11 protein-coding genes and 1 pseudogene are annotated in these 13,521 nt (G+C 29.6%); 6 read left to right on the forward strand and 6 right to left on the reverse strand.

The window, feature by feature from the left end:
• Positions 1–125 precede the first annotated feature (125 nt).
• On the reverse strand, positions 126–365 hold the full coding sequence (locus ACQZHJ_RS02015) for an AbrB/MazE/SpoVT family DNA-binding domain-containing protein (RefSeq protein ID WP_003476163.1): 240 nt from the start codon (positions 363–365) through the stop codon (positions 126–128).
• Between the two features lie 714 nt (positions 366–1,079).
• Here ACQZHJ_RS02015 and ACQZHJ_RS02020 point away from each other — a divergent pair.
• Complete coding sequence (locus ACQZHJ_RS02020; RefSeq protein WP_430483877.1) at positions 1,080–1,679, forward strand: DUF1836 domain-containing protein; 600 nt, start codon at positions 1,080–1,082, stop codon at positions 1,677–1,679.
• A gap of 35 nt (positions 1,680–1,714) precedes the next feature.
• On the opposite strand, the gene ACQZHJ_RS02025 is transcribed toward ACQZHJ_RS02020, so the two are convergent.
• Positions 1,715–2,590, reverse strand: a complete 876-nt coding sequence (locus tag ACQZHJ_RS02025) for an aldose 1-epimerase family protein (RefSeq protein ID WP_430483878.1) — start codon at positions 2,588–2,590, stop codon at positions 1,715–1,717.
• Between the two features lie 115 nt (positions 2,591–2,705).
• Complete coding sequence (locus ACQZHJ_RS02030; protein WP_430483879.1) at positions 2,706–3,716, reverse strand: LCP family protein; 1,011 nt, start codon at positions 3,714–3,716, stop codon at positions 2,706–2,708.
• Positions 3,717–3,888: 172 nt separating this feature from the next.
• Between ACQZHJ_RS02030 and ACQZHJ_RS02035 the strand changes: the two genes are divergently transcribed.
• Positions 3,889–4,737, forward strand: a complete 849-nt coding sequence (locus ACQZHJ_RS02035; RefSeq protein ID WP_430483880.1) for a YihY/virulence factor BrkB family protein — start codon at positions 3,889–3,891, stop codon at positions 4,735–4,737.
• A gap of 46 nt (positions 4,738–4,783) precedes the next feature.
• Here ACQZHJ_RS02035 and galE read toward each other — a convergent pair whose 3' ends face one another.
• Positions 4,784–5,770 carry a UDP-glucose 4-epimerase GalE gene (gene galE / locus ACQZHJ_RS02040; RefSeq protein ID WP_430483881.1) on the reverse strand — a complete coding sequence of 329 codons (987 nt, stop codon included), beginning with the start codon at positions 5,768–5,770 and terminating at the stop codon, positions 4,784–4,786.
• Positions 5,771–5,912: 142 nt separating this feature from the next.
• Between galE and ACQZHJ_RS02045 the strand changes: the two genes are divergently transcribed.
• Positions 5,913–6,257, forward strand: a complete 345-nt coding sequence (locus ACQZHJ_RS02045; protein WP_430483882.1) for a single-stranded DNA-binding protein — start codon at positions 5,913–5,915, stop codon at positions 6,255–6,257.
• A 78-nt stretch (positions 6,258–6,335) separates the two neighbouring features.
• Here the strand turns inward: ACQZHJ_RS02045 and ACQZHJ_RS02050 are convergent, their stop codons facing one another.
• Positions 6,336–7,535 (reverse strand): FprA family A-type flavoprotein, encoded by a 1,200-nt coding sequence (locus ACQZHJ_RS02050; RefSeq protein ID WP_430483883.1) that lies wholly within the window; start codon positions 7,533–7,535, stop codon positions 6,336–6,338.
• A gap of 729 nt (positions 7,536–8,264) precedes the next feature.
• Here ACQZHJ_RS02050 and ACQZHJ_RS02055 point away from each other — a divergent pair.
• Positions 8,265–8,987 (forward strand): annotated as a pseudogene (locus ACQZHJ_RS02055) (MFS transporter); the annotation flags it as partial.
• 55 nt (positions 8,988–9,042) lie between these two features.
• Here ACQZHJ_RS02055 and ACQZHJ_RS02060 read toward each other — a convergent pair.
• On the reverse strand, positions 9,043–12,423 hold the full coding sequence (locus ACQZHJ_RS02060) for an endo-beta-N-acetylglucosaminidase (protein ID WP_430483884.1): 3,381 nt from the start codon (positions 12,421–12,423) through the stop codon (positions 9,043–9,045).
• 367 nt (positions 12,424–12,790) lie between these two features.
• Here ACQZHJ_RS02060 and ACQZHJ_RS02065 point away from each other — a divergent pair, with 367 nt between their 5' ends.
• Complete coding sequence (locus tag ACQZHJ_RS02065; RefSeq protein ID WP_430483885.1) at positions 12,791–13,096, forward strand: DUF6514 family protein; 306 nt, start codon at positions 12,791–12,793, stop codon at positions 13,094–13,096.
• Positions 13,097–13,139: 43 nt separating this feature from the next.
• Positions 13,140–13,520, forward strand: a complete 381-nt coding sequence (gene acpS / locus ACQZHJ_RS02070; RefSeq protein WP_430483886.1) for a holo-ACP synthase — start codon at positions 13,140–13,142, stop codon at positions 13,518–13,520.
• The last annotated feature ends 1 nt before the right edge of the window (position 13,521 follow it).

Here is a 13,521-nt window from a genome sequence, read left to right on the forward strand (position 1 = left end):
AAAAATAAAGCACTTCATAGGGGATTATGAAGTGCTTTAACACTATAAGGGGATATAGTGTTAAAAAATTATTATTGGTTAGGGTTAAAATGGTTAATTAATTATTTATTTAAATAAGTTAATTACTATTTTTTTAATTCATCTAAACATTTTTGGCAGATGTTTTTACCTTTGTAGTTAACAACATCTCTTGCATCTCCACAGAAGATACATGCTGGCTCATATTTCTTTAATATGATTTGCTCTCCATCTACATAGATTTCTAAAGCATCTTTCTCTGCGATATCTAATGTTCTTCTTAACTCTATAGGAATAACTATTCTTCCTAATTCGTCTACTCTTCTTACTACACCTGTTGATTTCATTATACTTCCTCCTTGCATTTTACAACTTTCGACAAAACGCATTATAATATTAACAAACTTGTAATATTAAGTCAACATGTTTTGTCAAAAAAAATGTTTGTTTACAATTTTTTTATTCTCAACCAATTATATATTCAATATACTACCATTTTTTTGAAAAGTCAAGGTAAAGATGAATTATTTTTACATATTACAACTTACTTTCTTTTAACATAATTTCAAAAAAATGCAATAATAGTTTATAAATTAATATGAAATTTGTTGAAATATATATTAATTAATTTCATTGAATAGATATATGAAATAAAATTGGAAAAAAATAATAAAAATGTCGTATGACAATTTATTTATTATATATAATATTCTATGATTGAGTATATAGTTTGTTTATCGTAATTTAAAAAAATAAAAAAATATTATGAAAATATCAAAAAAATAGAAAAATTAACATTTTTAATTTTATAGAATGAATATTTAAATGTACAAAAATAAAATATATTTAAATTTCTTTAAAAAAACATTGAATATTTTTTACTTTAATAGGATTAAATATAAGATAAGAGTACTTTATTTTGAGAAAAATTATTTTAAATTATGAATTTTATTAACCAATATGTGCATTGCAAGATAAAAGAGAGGGTATTAACTTGTAATGTGATTATAAATACTATATAATACATATTAAGGGTTTACAACGAAATTTGAGGTGTGCTTATGGAAATTAATAATTTTAATGCTGATCAAATAAAAATTCTTGCTGAAGAAATGTCAAAGAGTAGTATGGTTTCTTATGATGAGTTACCAAAGTATGATTTATTTCTATCACAAGTTATAGATTATCTTAATGATAAGTTTACAGAAGATAAATTCACTAATAATATAGTACAAAATTATATTAAAAGTGAAGTGATATCAAAACCAGAGGATGGCAAAAAACGCGGATATACAAAAGTTCATTTGGCTCAATTAGTTTTATTAAGCTATATGAGACCATTATTAAAAACTGATGAAATAAAAAAAGTATTTGCTCTAGCATTTAATGATATTAATGACAGAACTGATGACATAATATCATGGGAAACGGCTTATAAAATGTTTGGAGAAGTACAAGAAGAAAGCATCAAGAGATTCTTAGATACTCCAATAGTTGATAACGATAAAATAGAAGAAATTATTAAAGTCTCTGATATAAAAGAAGAAGAAAGAGATTGTATAGAAACTTTTTTAACTGTTATGGCTTTAATTGCACATGCTAGCGTTGTAAAAAAGATAGTGCAAAAAATAGTTAATGGATATCATAAAGAAGAAGAATAAAAAAAGTTGAAGTAAAGACTTCAACTTTTTTTATTTTATTCAAAGAATGATATGTTATAACTACATGAGAATGATTTATTAGGCATAAGTGATTGTATTCCAGCTTTATCTTTAAACTCACCTTGGAATCCATCAAAGTCTGCATGTCCAAACCAAGGCTCTATACAAACAAATGGAGCACCAGTAGCTTTTGTCCATAAGCCTAAATATGGGAAGTTATTGAAGTCAAACTCTAAATATTTATTATGATTTTTTGATTTTAATGATATTTTAGTTGAATTTAAGTTTTTGAATACTAAAGCATCATTTTTAAATAAATCAAATGAAAGGTTTATTTTATTTTCATTTTCTAAGAATGGAATTTCTTCCTTTGAAAAATATCCAGTATTAGTTAATTGCATTAAACTAGCATTTTCTTTTTTATCAAATTCGAAGTAATAATCTTCAAAATTATCATTTTCTATAGGGCACATAAATGCTGGATGTGCACCTACTGAGAAGAACATTTCTTTATTATCTAAGTTTTTAACTATATAATCTATTTTTAAGTTTTTATCATTTAGAGTATATTTTATCACTAGTGAAAACTTAAAAGGATATACTTTTAATGTATCTTCAGAATATTTAAGTTCAAATGATACTGAGTTAGAAGTTTTTTCTATCATTTCAAAGTCACGAACTCTAGCAAGTCCATGTTGAGGCAGTTCATAAGTTTGTCCATCAACTATATATTTACCATCAAATACTTTACCAACTATAGGGAATAATATTGGTGCGTGATATTTCCAGTATGCTTCATCTCCAGTCCATAAGAATTCTGTGTTATCCTTTTTACCTTTTATGCTATGTAATTCACCACCATGATTACTTAAGGATATATTTAAGTGTTCGTTTTCAAGATTGTAAATCATAATCTCATCCTTTCAGAATAGTTCTATTTTTATATATTATATCACTATTAAGGTATAGTAAAAAAGCTAGAAAACAATCTGTTAAAGATTATTTTCTAGCTAGTTAATTATTAAACTATTTTGCTTGTGGTTTTATATCTTTATATATATAATTTTGAATTTGTTCTTTTGTTGCAGCTTCATCAAATGTTAAGTACCATGTACCATCAATCATTTCGCCTTTACAATATCCATCAAGTGGGAATCTCATATTTTCTACAGGTGGGATTCCAGTAGAAGCAACTTCCTTAGCAATATCAAGTATTTTTGATGGTGTAAGGTTTGTCTCAACATAAGGCATAAGCTTGCTGATTGTTGCTGGGTACTCAGTAACACTTAGGCTAGAAAGCTTTTTGATTATTCCATCTAAAACATTTCTTTGTCTTTGAGTTCTTTCATAATCTCCATCACCAACATAACGAACTCTAGAATATCCAACTGCTTGAACACCATCTAAAGTTTGTTCACCTTCATGGACTGGATTATATTGTTCACCAGTTATTTGAGCAACATTTTGTATGTATTTATTAACTTCATTAACTTCGTAAGATTTTATATTTATTTGTATACCACCAATATCATCAATTATTTTTGTTAAATTATCGAAGTTAACAGAAACATAATCTTTTATATTAAGTCCAAAGTTTTGATTTATAGTTTTTATAGCTAAAGTAGGGCCGCCATATGCATAAGCATGTGTTAATTTAGTTTTTCCATGCCCATCTACATCAACATAGCTATCTCTCATTAAAGAAGTAAGCTTTATTTTATTATGTTTAGTATCAATAGTTGCAACCATAACAGCATCTGATCTACCTACAAAGTTATGATCTCTACTATCTATTCCAAAAAGTGCAATATTAAGTATACCATCATTGAATAAGTCCTTATTATTTTCATCGATACCTAAAGATTTATCATCTTGTGCAATCTCTTTTATATCCATTTTATTAAGTGTAGAGTACACATATGCTGCTCCTAATCCTATACTAATAAGTAAAATGAAGAATAATGATAACACTATTATTTTAGTTTTACTTTTTTTCTTAGCTGGATTATTCTCTTGTGTGTGTTTGCCTTTCGACATTAGTTTCACCAACCTTCATAAATTTTTACATATTTAACTATTTTAATTGTATTCCTATTCATTAACAGAAAAGTTACATTTTTATTAATTATACATCTTAATTAGAAATATGTATAATTAAAAGAGTTAATGCTAATAGTTAATATTGGTACTATTTTATAAGGAGTAGGTTATGAAAGCAAAATCAAAAAGTTTTTTAAGAAAAGCCATAATATTTATTGCTATGTTTATAAAAAAAATAAACGAAGACGATATATTTGCTTTAGGTGCGCAATTAGCTTATTATATCATTCTAGCATTTATACCTTTTTTAATGTTTTTAATGACTTTGATAGGCTTTAGTCATTTGAATAGTGATTACATACTTCACATGTTAAGCAATATAATGCCAACGGCTGCTTATGAATTAATACAAAGTACAGTTATAGAAATTGTGGATGGAGAGCAAGCTGGATTGTTATGGATAAGTATAGGCTTAGCTATCTGGGTATCTTCATCAGGATTTAAAGCTGTTATAAAAGGATTGAATAAGGCATATGGAGTAAAAGAAACTAGGTCTTATATTAAATTAAAAATAATTTCAATTATCTATACTATATTTTTAGCTGTAGTAGTAGTAGCAACATTATTTTTATTTGTATTTGGAGATGTAATAGGAGATTTTTTACTGAGAGTCTTTGAACATCCAGATATATTATATTTCTTATGGAACCTTTTAAGATATATAATAGTTATTTTTATAATGATACTATTCTTTATGTTTTTATACAATGCAACGCCATGCATAAGATTAGGATGGCTTGAGGTTATTCCAGGTGCAGTCATAACAACCTTAGGATGGATATCGGTATCTTATATATTTGCTTATTATGTAAATAATTTTAGTAATTATTCAAGGTTATATGGAAGTTTGGGAGCTGTATTTATGTTTATGACATGGATGTTCATAACTTCTCTAATATTAATATTAGGAGGAGAAATAAATGCAGTTCTAGCGGAGAAGAATAAACTAAATTATTAAATAACAAAAAAGACATCTGAAAAGATGTCTTTTTTGTTTGAAAAAATTATTTTTCGTATCCATTTGGATGGTTTTTATGCCAATTCCAAGCAGTATCTATAATAGTTTCTAAAGAGTTGAATTTAGGTTTCCAGTTTAACTCTTCTATAGCCTTATCGGATGATGCTATTAATGTAGCTGGGTCACCAGCTCTTCTAGGAGCAACTTCAGCAGGAATAGGGTGTCCAGTTACTTTCCTAGCTACATCCACAACTTCTTTAACAGTAAAACCAGTACCATTACCAAGGTTATATATTCTACTTTCGCCACCGTTCATAAGTCTTTCTAAAGCTAATGAGTGTGCAGAAGCTAAGTCGGAAACGTGGATATAGTCTCTTACACAAGTACCATCTTTAGTATTATAATCATCACCAAACATCATGATTTTATCTCTTTTTCCTAAAGCAACTTGTAATATTAATGGAATTAAATGAGTCTCAGGAGAATGATCTTCACCAATTTTACCGTTTATGTGAGCACCAGCTGCATTAAAGTATCTTAAAGCAGTATATTTAATACCATAGCAAGTGTCACACCATTTTAAAATCTTTTCAACAAGAAGTTTTGACTCTCCGTAAGCATTAGTTGGAATATTTTTATCACTTTCTAATATTGGAATGTTTTCAGGCTCCCCATAAGTAGCAGCTGTAGAAGAGAATACAATATATTTAACATTGTGATCTCTCATAGCTTCTAAAAGAGAAATAGTTCCTGAAACATTGTTATTAAAGTACTTTAATGGTTCTGTCATACTTTCACCAACAAGAGAGTATGCAGCAAAGTCTATAACAGCTTCGATATCATTTTCGGTAAATACCTTATCTAATATAGATCTGTCTCTTAAATCACCTTTATATAATTTGCCGCCAAGAATAGCATCTTCATGTCCTTTTTCAAAGTTATCTAAAATAACGACCTCTTTATTATTTTCAAGTAGTTCTGCAACCATATGGCTACCAATGTAACCAGCACCACCGCAAACTAAAATTGCCATAATAATACCTCCAAATTTTATTATTCTAATAATATTATAAGTAAAAATTTTACTAAAAGAAATAGATTAAATTTATTTTGTGGTATAAATTTTACTTTTATGGTTAAAATATCAAATAGTTTTATATAGGAGGATATATTGTATGAATAAAATAGTTTTATTAGGTCGTTTAGTAAAAGATCCAGAATTAAGATATGTTGAGGGTGGAGAAAAGGTATATACCAAATTCACCATAGCAGTTTCAAGAAATTTTAAATCGTCAAATGGAGAAAGAAAAAAAGATTTTATACCTATAATAATGTGGGAGAAAAAAGCTGAGATAGCTTGTAAATACTTAAAAAAGGGAGATTTGCTTAGTGTAAGTGGAAGACTTATAACAAGAAGTTTTGAGGATAATGAAGGTAAGAGGAGATACATTATTGAAGTATCTGTTGAAGATTTTAAATCGGTTAATTTTACAAATGATAGAGTAGATCATGAATTTTAATTGATTTATTATATAAATAAAAAAGCATTAGTAAAACATTCAAATATTTTACTAATGCTTTTTGTTAGATTTAAAATATTATTTTAAAGCATTTCCTATTTCAGCACCAAAATCGAAAGCTTTTTTAGCTTCTTCTTCAGACGCTCTAAATTTAACTTTTAATCCTTCAACAGGCATTTTCATTCTTAATTCTTTTAATCTAGTCTCAATTCTTGGTACAGCCTCACCGCTCCATCCATATGAACCGAAAGCACCGGCTATTTTTCCACCATGAACAACTGGGTTAAGTTTACTCATTAAATCTCTTACAGGCTCAACAAGTTCATTTACGATTGTTGGAGAACCAAATAATATAGCATCTGATGAACCAACTTCACCGACTAATTCAGCCATATCATGTTCGATTATATTATATAGGTTAACATTTATATTTCCAGTTGATTTTATTCCTTCAGCTATTTTCTCAGCTAATTCTTTAGTATAGCCATAAGCTGATACGTAGAATATTGAAGCTTTTTTAACTTCGTTAGCTGGAGCTGGAGTACTCCATTCTTTGTAAAGATCAACTATTTTTTGTGGGTTAGATCTTAAGATTGGACCATGTCCAGGACAAATAACATCGATATCTAAATCTTTTATTTTGTCAATTGCTTTTAAAACAAATGGTTTGAAAGGTCCCATTATGCAATCATAATAGTATCTTAAAGCTTCCATGTAATTTTCTTGATTTGGAATTAAATCATCAAACATTTCTTCACAAGAATAGTGGCTTCCAAATGAGTCACAAGTAATAAGAGCTTTATCTTCTTCTACATAAGTGTAGATTGTATCAGGCCAATGTAATTGAGGAACTGACATGAATTTTAAAGTTTTATTTCCAAGTGATAATGTATCTCCTTCTTTTACAGGAATTGATTCAAAGTCTCTGTTTATGATTTCTTTGATATATCCTATAGCAGTTGGTGATGCAACGATTTTAGCATTTGGAGCTAAATCTAATAATTTTCCAATAGAACCAGCATGGTCAGGTTCAGTGTGGCTTACCACGATATAGTCAATTTCTGAAGGCTCAACACCTAAGTCTTTTAATCTTGATGTATACTGATCAAAGAACTCAGCCTTTACTGTTTCAAAAACAGCAGTTTTTTCGCTACCTTTAACAACATATGAGTTATATGTTGTTCCATAAGGTGTGTACATTATTATGTCAAATACTCTAAGGTTTGGATCTAATGCCCCAACCCAAAATAAATCTTCTTTAATATTTAAGTGCTTCACTACATACGCTACATATTTTTTGTAGAATAATATGCAGCTACCTCCCTTCAAAATTATAATATTTTTTATTAATTAAGAATTATAATACAATTAAAATTATAAAATAAACAAATAAATCTAGCTTTAGTATATAGGGTTACCAATAAATAATTCTAGTATGTTAAATAATAGAATAAAAAATTATTGAATCTATATAAATTAAGCATAAAAACCTTTAATTAATTAATAATATCAAGTAATATTATTTATTAATTGACACTATTAATTATACACTTTTAGATTTAAAAGTAAATAGAATTTATGCAGTGTTAACCCAATTTTAAACTAAAAGATAATTGGGAATTTTCAGACAATTTTCAAGGTGAATTGAACGATTTTTGCAAGTGCATTTTGATATTTTTCATGATAAATATTACTGAAGAATAAAAATATTTTATTAAAACTTGTAAATGTTTTCTTAATATGATATTCTAAAGTGGGATAACTTTATCAATAAAATAAATGAATAATATAAAATGGTTAAGAGATTATGAGAGAAAACCACAGAAATATATTTAAGGCTATATTTCTGTGGTTTTTTATTTAGGGTATACAGAGAAAGGTGAGAGATATGTTAGAATTTTTAAAACCAGCCAAACCTATTGAAAGACTACCAAAAGATAAGATAGATTCTACATATAAAAGATATAGAATATAGGTTTTTTTAAGTATTTACATTGGGTATATGACATATTATATATGATATTTGCAAAGGATACTCCTCAATCTGTTGGATTACCTCCAATTGAGGAATATAAAGATGATTATCCGAAGGTAAATGTTGATGATAGAGAAAGAGAGTTATCAGGAAAAGAAATATTATTTAAATATGTTTTAAATAACAAATATTTATGGGCAATAGCAATAGCGAATATATTTGTTTATTTAGTTAGATATGGAGTTATAAATTGGGTTCCAACATACTTAGAAGAAGTAAGACACTTTAGTATGAAACAATCATCTGTAGCATTTGCATTATTTGAATATGCAGCGATACCAGGAACTATATTAATTGGATGGCTTAGTGATAAGGTTTTTCATGGCAGAAGAGCACCACTTGGTATCTTCTGTATGGTGGGTGTTTGTATTGGAGTATTTATTTATTGGAAGAGTGCAGATCCATTTGTAATAAATTGTGCTTTAGCATCAATTGGTGCATTAATATATGGTCCTGTTATGTTAATAGGGGTAAGCGCATTAGACTTGGTTCCTAAAAAAGCCGCAGGTACAGCAGCTGGATTTACTGGACTATTTGGATATATGGGTGGACAAGTATTAGCAGAGGTTGCTATTGGAGCTGTAGTTGATAAATTTAGTTGGAATGGTGGATTTATTGTGCTTATGATTTCAAGTATACTAGCAATTATATTTTTATCATTTACTTGGAATGTTCACGATAGATCAAAAGCATAGATCATATTATAAAAAATACACATAGGAACATTAATTCCTATGTGTATTTTTATGGTTATTTTTTCTTTTTCTTTAATGTTAAGAAAGCACCTAGAGCAGATATAGCAACTCCAGTAGTAGCTAAAGCACCAGCACCTATTGGTGAGCCTGTGTTAGGAAGGCTACCATCTTTCTTGTTAGTAGTAACTTCTAAAGCAGTTTTATCTGACTCGTTACCATTTTTATCGAAAGAAGATACTTCGAATTTGTATTTAGTATTAGGAGCTAAATCTTTAGCCAAGAATTCAAGTGGTTTATCAGCTGGAATTCTTCCAAGTTCTTTACCATCTTGGTAAACTGCATACTCTTGAATTGCATCGGCATTTTCAGGGGCTTTCCAGCTTAATAAAGCACTGTTATGAGAAACTTCTTTACTTATTAAGTTAGTTGGAGAAACTGGCTTCTCAGATGGAGGTTCTGGTTTTTCAGGCTCCACAGGAGGCTCAGGCTTTTCAGGGTCTACAGGTGGTTCAGGTTTTCCAGGATCAACTGGAGGATCTGGATTGCCTGGATCAACTGGAGGTTCCACTGGAGGCTCTACAGGTGGTTCAGGATTCTCTGGATCAACCACAGGAGGTAATTCAACATTTTCGTCTAATCCTTTAACAGCTACTTCATAGATTCTAGCCGCAGAGTCTGCTCCTTGAGTAGGCTGAATAACATTTAATCTAACATATCTAGCTTTTGTAACAGGGAATGCATCATTGCTTGTTCCTTTAGTGTTGTCTGTTACATTCAATACTGGAGTAAAGTTTTCGCCATCATTACTAACTTCTAAAGAATAAGCTTTACTATTCATGCCGCTACTTTCACCACCAGCTTGAGCGTGGTTTATTTCTAATTCTCCTATAGTTTTAACATCTCCTAAATCTATAGTTAAAGTATGAGGAGCTGATCCAACAGCACACCATTTAGTTTTAACGTCGCCATCTAGAGCAAATTGAGGAGCTTCATTATCATTAACAAAGCTTGAAGCCGTAGCAGGCTTGTTTAATGATAAGTTAACTAAACCATCCTTGGCTGCATTAGTAACAGTGATAAGTTCAGTTTTAGTCTCAACATTTTCACCTGAAGAGTTTTTAGCAGTAAGAATTACTGGGTAAACTCCTTCTTTTTCATAAGTTACAGTTGGATTTTGCTCTGTGCTAGTTTCAACTGTAGCACCAGGGAATTTCCATTCGATGGCTTCTGTAACTTCTGAACTTGTATTTTTGAATGTTACTGATTGTCCAGGAGCTATTAAAGTATTTGAAACTTCAAATGAAGCTGTTGGAGCAGGATAATCAGGCCATTCCATATTAACTGTTTGACCATTTCCTCTATTGTAGTTTTTGTTAACAGCAACTACTTCAAATGTAGTAGATTTTTCTTTTCCGTTTCTTCTTAGGTCTCCAACATAGTAATTAGTATTTGGAGTAGCACCCAATAATACTTTGCTTCCATCTTCCATTACTCTGTAAACTTCATAGTGATGAACATCAGAAGCAGTTCCTTCTGGGCTCCATGAAAGTCTAGTACCTGCATAGATTCCATCCTTGAAGTCAACATCATCTATTTTAGTGTTTGATATATTAACTAATGAGCTTGAATTAGGTGTTTCAATAGTTATATTACCTAAATTAGCTGAGAAGTTATCAACACATACAGGGCTTGATACTTTATAAGAAATAGTTTTTACTGATTTTCCTACATAAGGTGATACATCATAAGTAACCTTTGACCAATCAGTTCCTAGTTTTTTATCTCCAGCTATAGTAGCTTCAGTACCATCATGGAATGTAAGAACTAAGTCCATACTTACAGTGTCTCCACTAGCCTTAGCAGTAGTAGTGAATTGTACTCCTTCAGGTAAAGATAAATCAGCACTATAAAGTTTTATAGTAGAAGATTTTCCTTCAGCTAAATATCCTGAAAGTTTAATTGAGTTACCACCATAGTAAGCAGTAGTGTAGTCTATATCAGCTTTTACATTATTATTTTCTTCGTTGGATATAACCCATCTATAAGTTGGCATTATGTCATTTAAACTTCTATTGTTCCAATCTTGGGTAGTTACTTTATTACCATCAACGTAGAAGTCATATCCATTACCCATATTGAAGTTTGTTGTGAATGGTAAGTTTGTTACAGCACTTTTCTCAACAGCATAAGTTGATATTCCTCTCCAATGAAATCCTTCAGCATTAGTAGGAATTGCTGGATTGCCATGCTCATTAACCCATAATCTACTTTCATTTTCTTGGAATTGCTCTGGAGTTTTAGAATCAAAGTAAGTCCAACTTGGGCAATATAATCCTAATGAAGTAAATGGGGCTTGGTTATCTCTTTGATAGTGAGTCCATCTAAGAGGTGTTTTATATCCATTTGCTTGAACATCTATTCCAGCATAAAGATCATAAGGATTTATTCCTATTTCTTTAGCTTTTTCATTAGATACTCTTAATAAATCTTTATCTTTTAAACTATTGTATGTCCACCAAAAGTTTAGGAACATACTATCAGCAACTTTATTCTTGTCTCCATCTAATAAGAAGTATTCATTCTTATCAGTTAAAGCATTCTGCCAATCCATTTCTCCTTCTTTAGTCATTGAATCATACCACATGATTTCAAATTTATCATTAGATTTAGCTTTAAATTGTTTTATTAGTTCTTGCATAAGCTGTGCATGTTCTGGTGTTAAAGGTTCTTTTTCAGTTCCTTCAGTTTCTTGGTTTATGAACCAACCATCAAAACCATAAGTTTCAGCAACTTCTATTAGCTTATCAACGATAGGGAAGTTACCATTTGCATCTTTTTGAAGGAATTGATCAAGCCATTCCATTTTTCCACCATGAGCAGTCATAGGGAAGAATACAGTACCTAAAACAGGAACACCATTTCTATGAGCAGAATCAGTAACATCTGGACTTGGAGGAACTATTAATCCTTCACCAGCTGATCCTCCCCAATAAACTAACTTGTCTATGTATTGCCAGTAAGAGAATGTGTTAGAGCTAAACTTATTTGAGCCTTGTGATGGGTTACCACTAGTATTAGCATTCATTATTGATATTGCCACAACTTTGACATCTTTATTTTGAGTGTCATTGATAGTATCTAATTTCTCCTTTTCGACTCTTTGTGCTAAAGGTACAGTACTTTTGTTGAAGTTTACGTCATTATCTGTGCTAGCACTCCATTTTAATAAATCTTCTGGATACCAATAAGATGAGATTGGTTGGTTCTGAATTGAGTTTGAAGCTTCTTTTTGAGTTTGTACGTAGTTAACAGCATTTGTAGTATGTTTTGGCGTTGCGTAAGTTATTTTTCCAAGTGCGTTAAATGAAAATGCAAATGCTGCAAAAACTGATAATAACGCTCTTCTACGCTTACGATTTTTTTGTTTGTTTGCCATAGAAAATCCCCCTCATATTAACCTTTTATATAACGATTACAAAAAGAATTATTACATAATTATATAATTCGATAAATATTGCTAATTATATAAAAAGTGGATAAATTTCAGTTATTATATCGTTTTCATAAAGTTTGTTGTATTTTTATTCTTAAATAAAAAAATATAAATAAAAAAATATAAATATTCTCAGAAAAATACAAATAAAAACAATTTTGGAACCATATTATGAGAGTTATGTCGTTAAATAACGATAAAAAAATATATTTCAGATTCAGGATTTGACATGTTTTTTCAAATAAAGATGATAATATAAAGATAATTGATGTGTACATGCATATAAAGTGGGGAAATAAGGAGGATATTCATGAGGGTTATAAGAAATTTGTGTAAAGAAGTAATTTTAGAAGATATGTGTTACAAATTTTGTTATAGATTAATAGAAACCTGTTTAAGAGATACTAAGGTTTATGGTATCGAGGTTGAAAGAAAAGACTTTAGAGATGAAGTTTTAACTAATATAGAGAGAGATGTAGTAGAAATTATATCTCCGAATGTGGACAAGGTAGAAGAGTTAGTTAGTAAACTGTATAAATTTGAAGTTTCACCTATACATCTAATAGATGTTATAGGTGAAGATGTAGATATGTGTGTAGCTGATTTTGCTTGGTAGTAGTATCATATGAGATAGATTATAAGTTTATAGGAGGATCTCTATGATAGTAGGTATAGGCGTTGACATAATAGAAATAGAAAGAATAGGAAAGGCTATTCAGAATACTAAAAGCTTCATTAATAAAATTTTTACAGAAAATGAAAGAGCATATTTTTCAAGTAGATCAATGAATAGTGAAGTTATAGCTGGTAACTTTGCAGCAAAAGAAGCTATAAGTAAAGCACTAGGAACTGGAATAAGGGGATTCTCTTTTAAAGATATAGAAGTTTTAAGGGATAGCAAGGGGAAACCTATTGTTACTTTACATAATGGAGCTAAGCTTATAGGAAATGAGTTAGCAGGAAATAATACTTTAAGAATACATTTAAGTATTTCTCATAATAATAGCAGTGCAGTTGCATATGCTATGTTGGAGGTTTAGT

The sequence above is a fragment of the Clostridium sp. B9 genome (genome assembly GCF_050509515.1).
Lineage (GTDB): Bacteria > Bacillota > Clostridia > Clostridiales > Clostridiaceae > Sarcina.

Coding starts and splice junctions, on each gene's coding strand:
- ACQZHJ_RS02060 (WP_430483884.1), bottom strand. CDS start 12,423: ATGGCAAACAAACAAAAAAATCGTAAGCGTAGAAGAGCGTTATTATCA.
- ACQZHJ_RS02025 (WP_430483878.1), bottom strand. CDS start 2,590: ATGATTTACAATCTTGAAAACGAACACTTAAATATATCCTTAAGTAAT.
- ACQZHJ_RS02035 (WP_430483880.1), top strand. CDS start 3,889: ATGAAAGCAAAATCAAAAAGTTTTTTAAGAAAAGCCATAATATTTATT.
- acpS (WP_430483886.1), top strand. CDS start 13,140: ATGATAGTAGGTATAGGCGTTGACATAATAGAAATAGAAAGAATAGGA.
- galE (WP_430483881.1), bottom strand. CDS start 5,770: ATGGCAATTTTAGTTTGCGGTGGTGCTGGTTACATTGGTAGCCATATG.
- ACQZHJ_RS02015 (WP_003476163.1), bottom strand. CDS start 365: ATGAAATCAACAGGTGTAGTAAGAAGAGTAGACGAATTAGGAAGAATA.
- ACQZHJ_RS02030 (WP_430483879.1), bottom strand. CDS start 3,716: ATGTCGAAAGGCAAACACACACAAGAGAATAATCCAGCTAAGAAAAAA.
- ACQZHJ_RS02020 (WP_430483877.1), top strand. CDS start 1,080: ATGGAAATTAATAATTTTAATGCTGATCAAATAAAAATTCTTGCTGAA.
- ACQZHJ_RS02065 (WP_430483885.1), top strand. CDS start 12,791: ATGAGGGTTATAAGAAATTTGTGTAAAGAAGTAATTTTAGAAGATATG.
- ACQZHJ_RS02045 (WP_430483882.1), top strand. CDS start 5,913: ATGAATAAAATAGTTTTATTAGGTCGTTTAGTAAAAGATCCAGAATTA.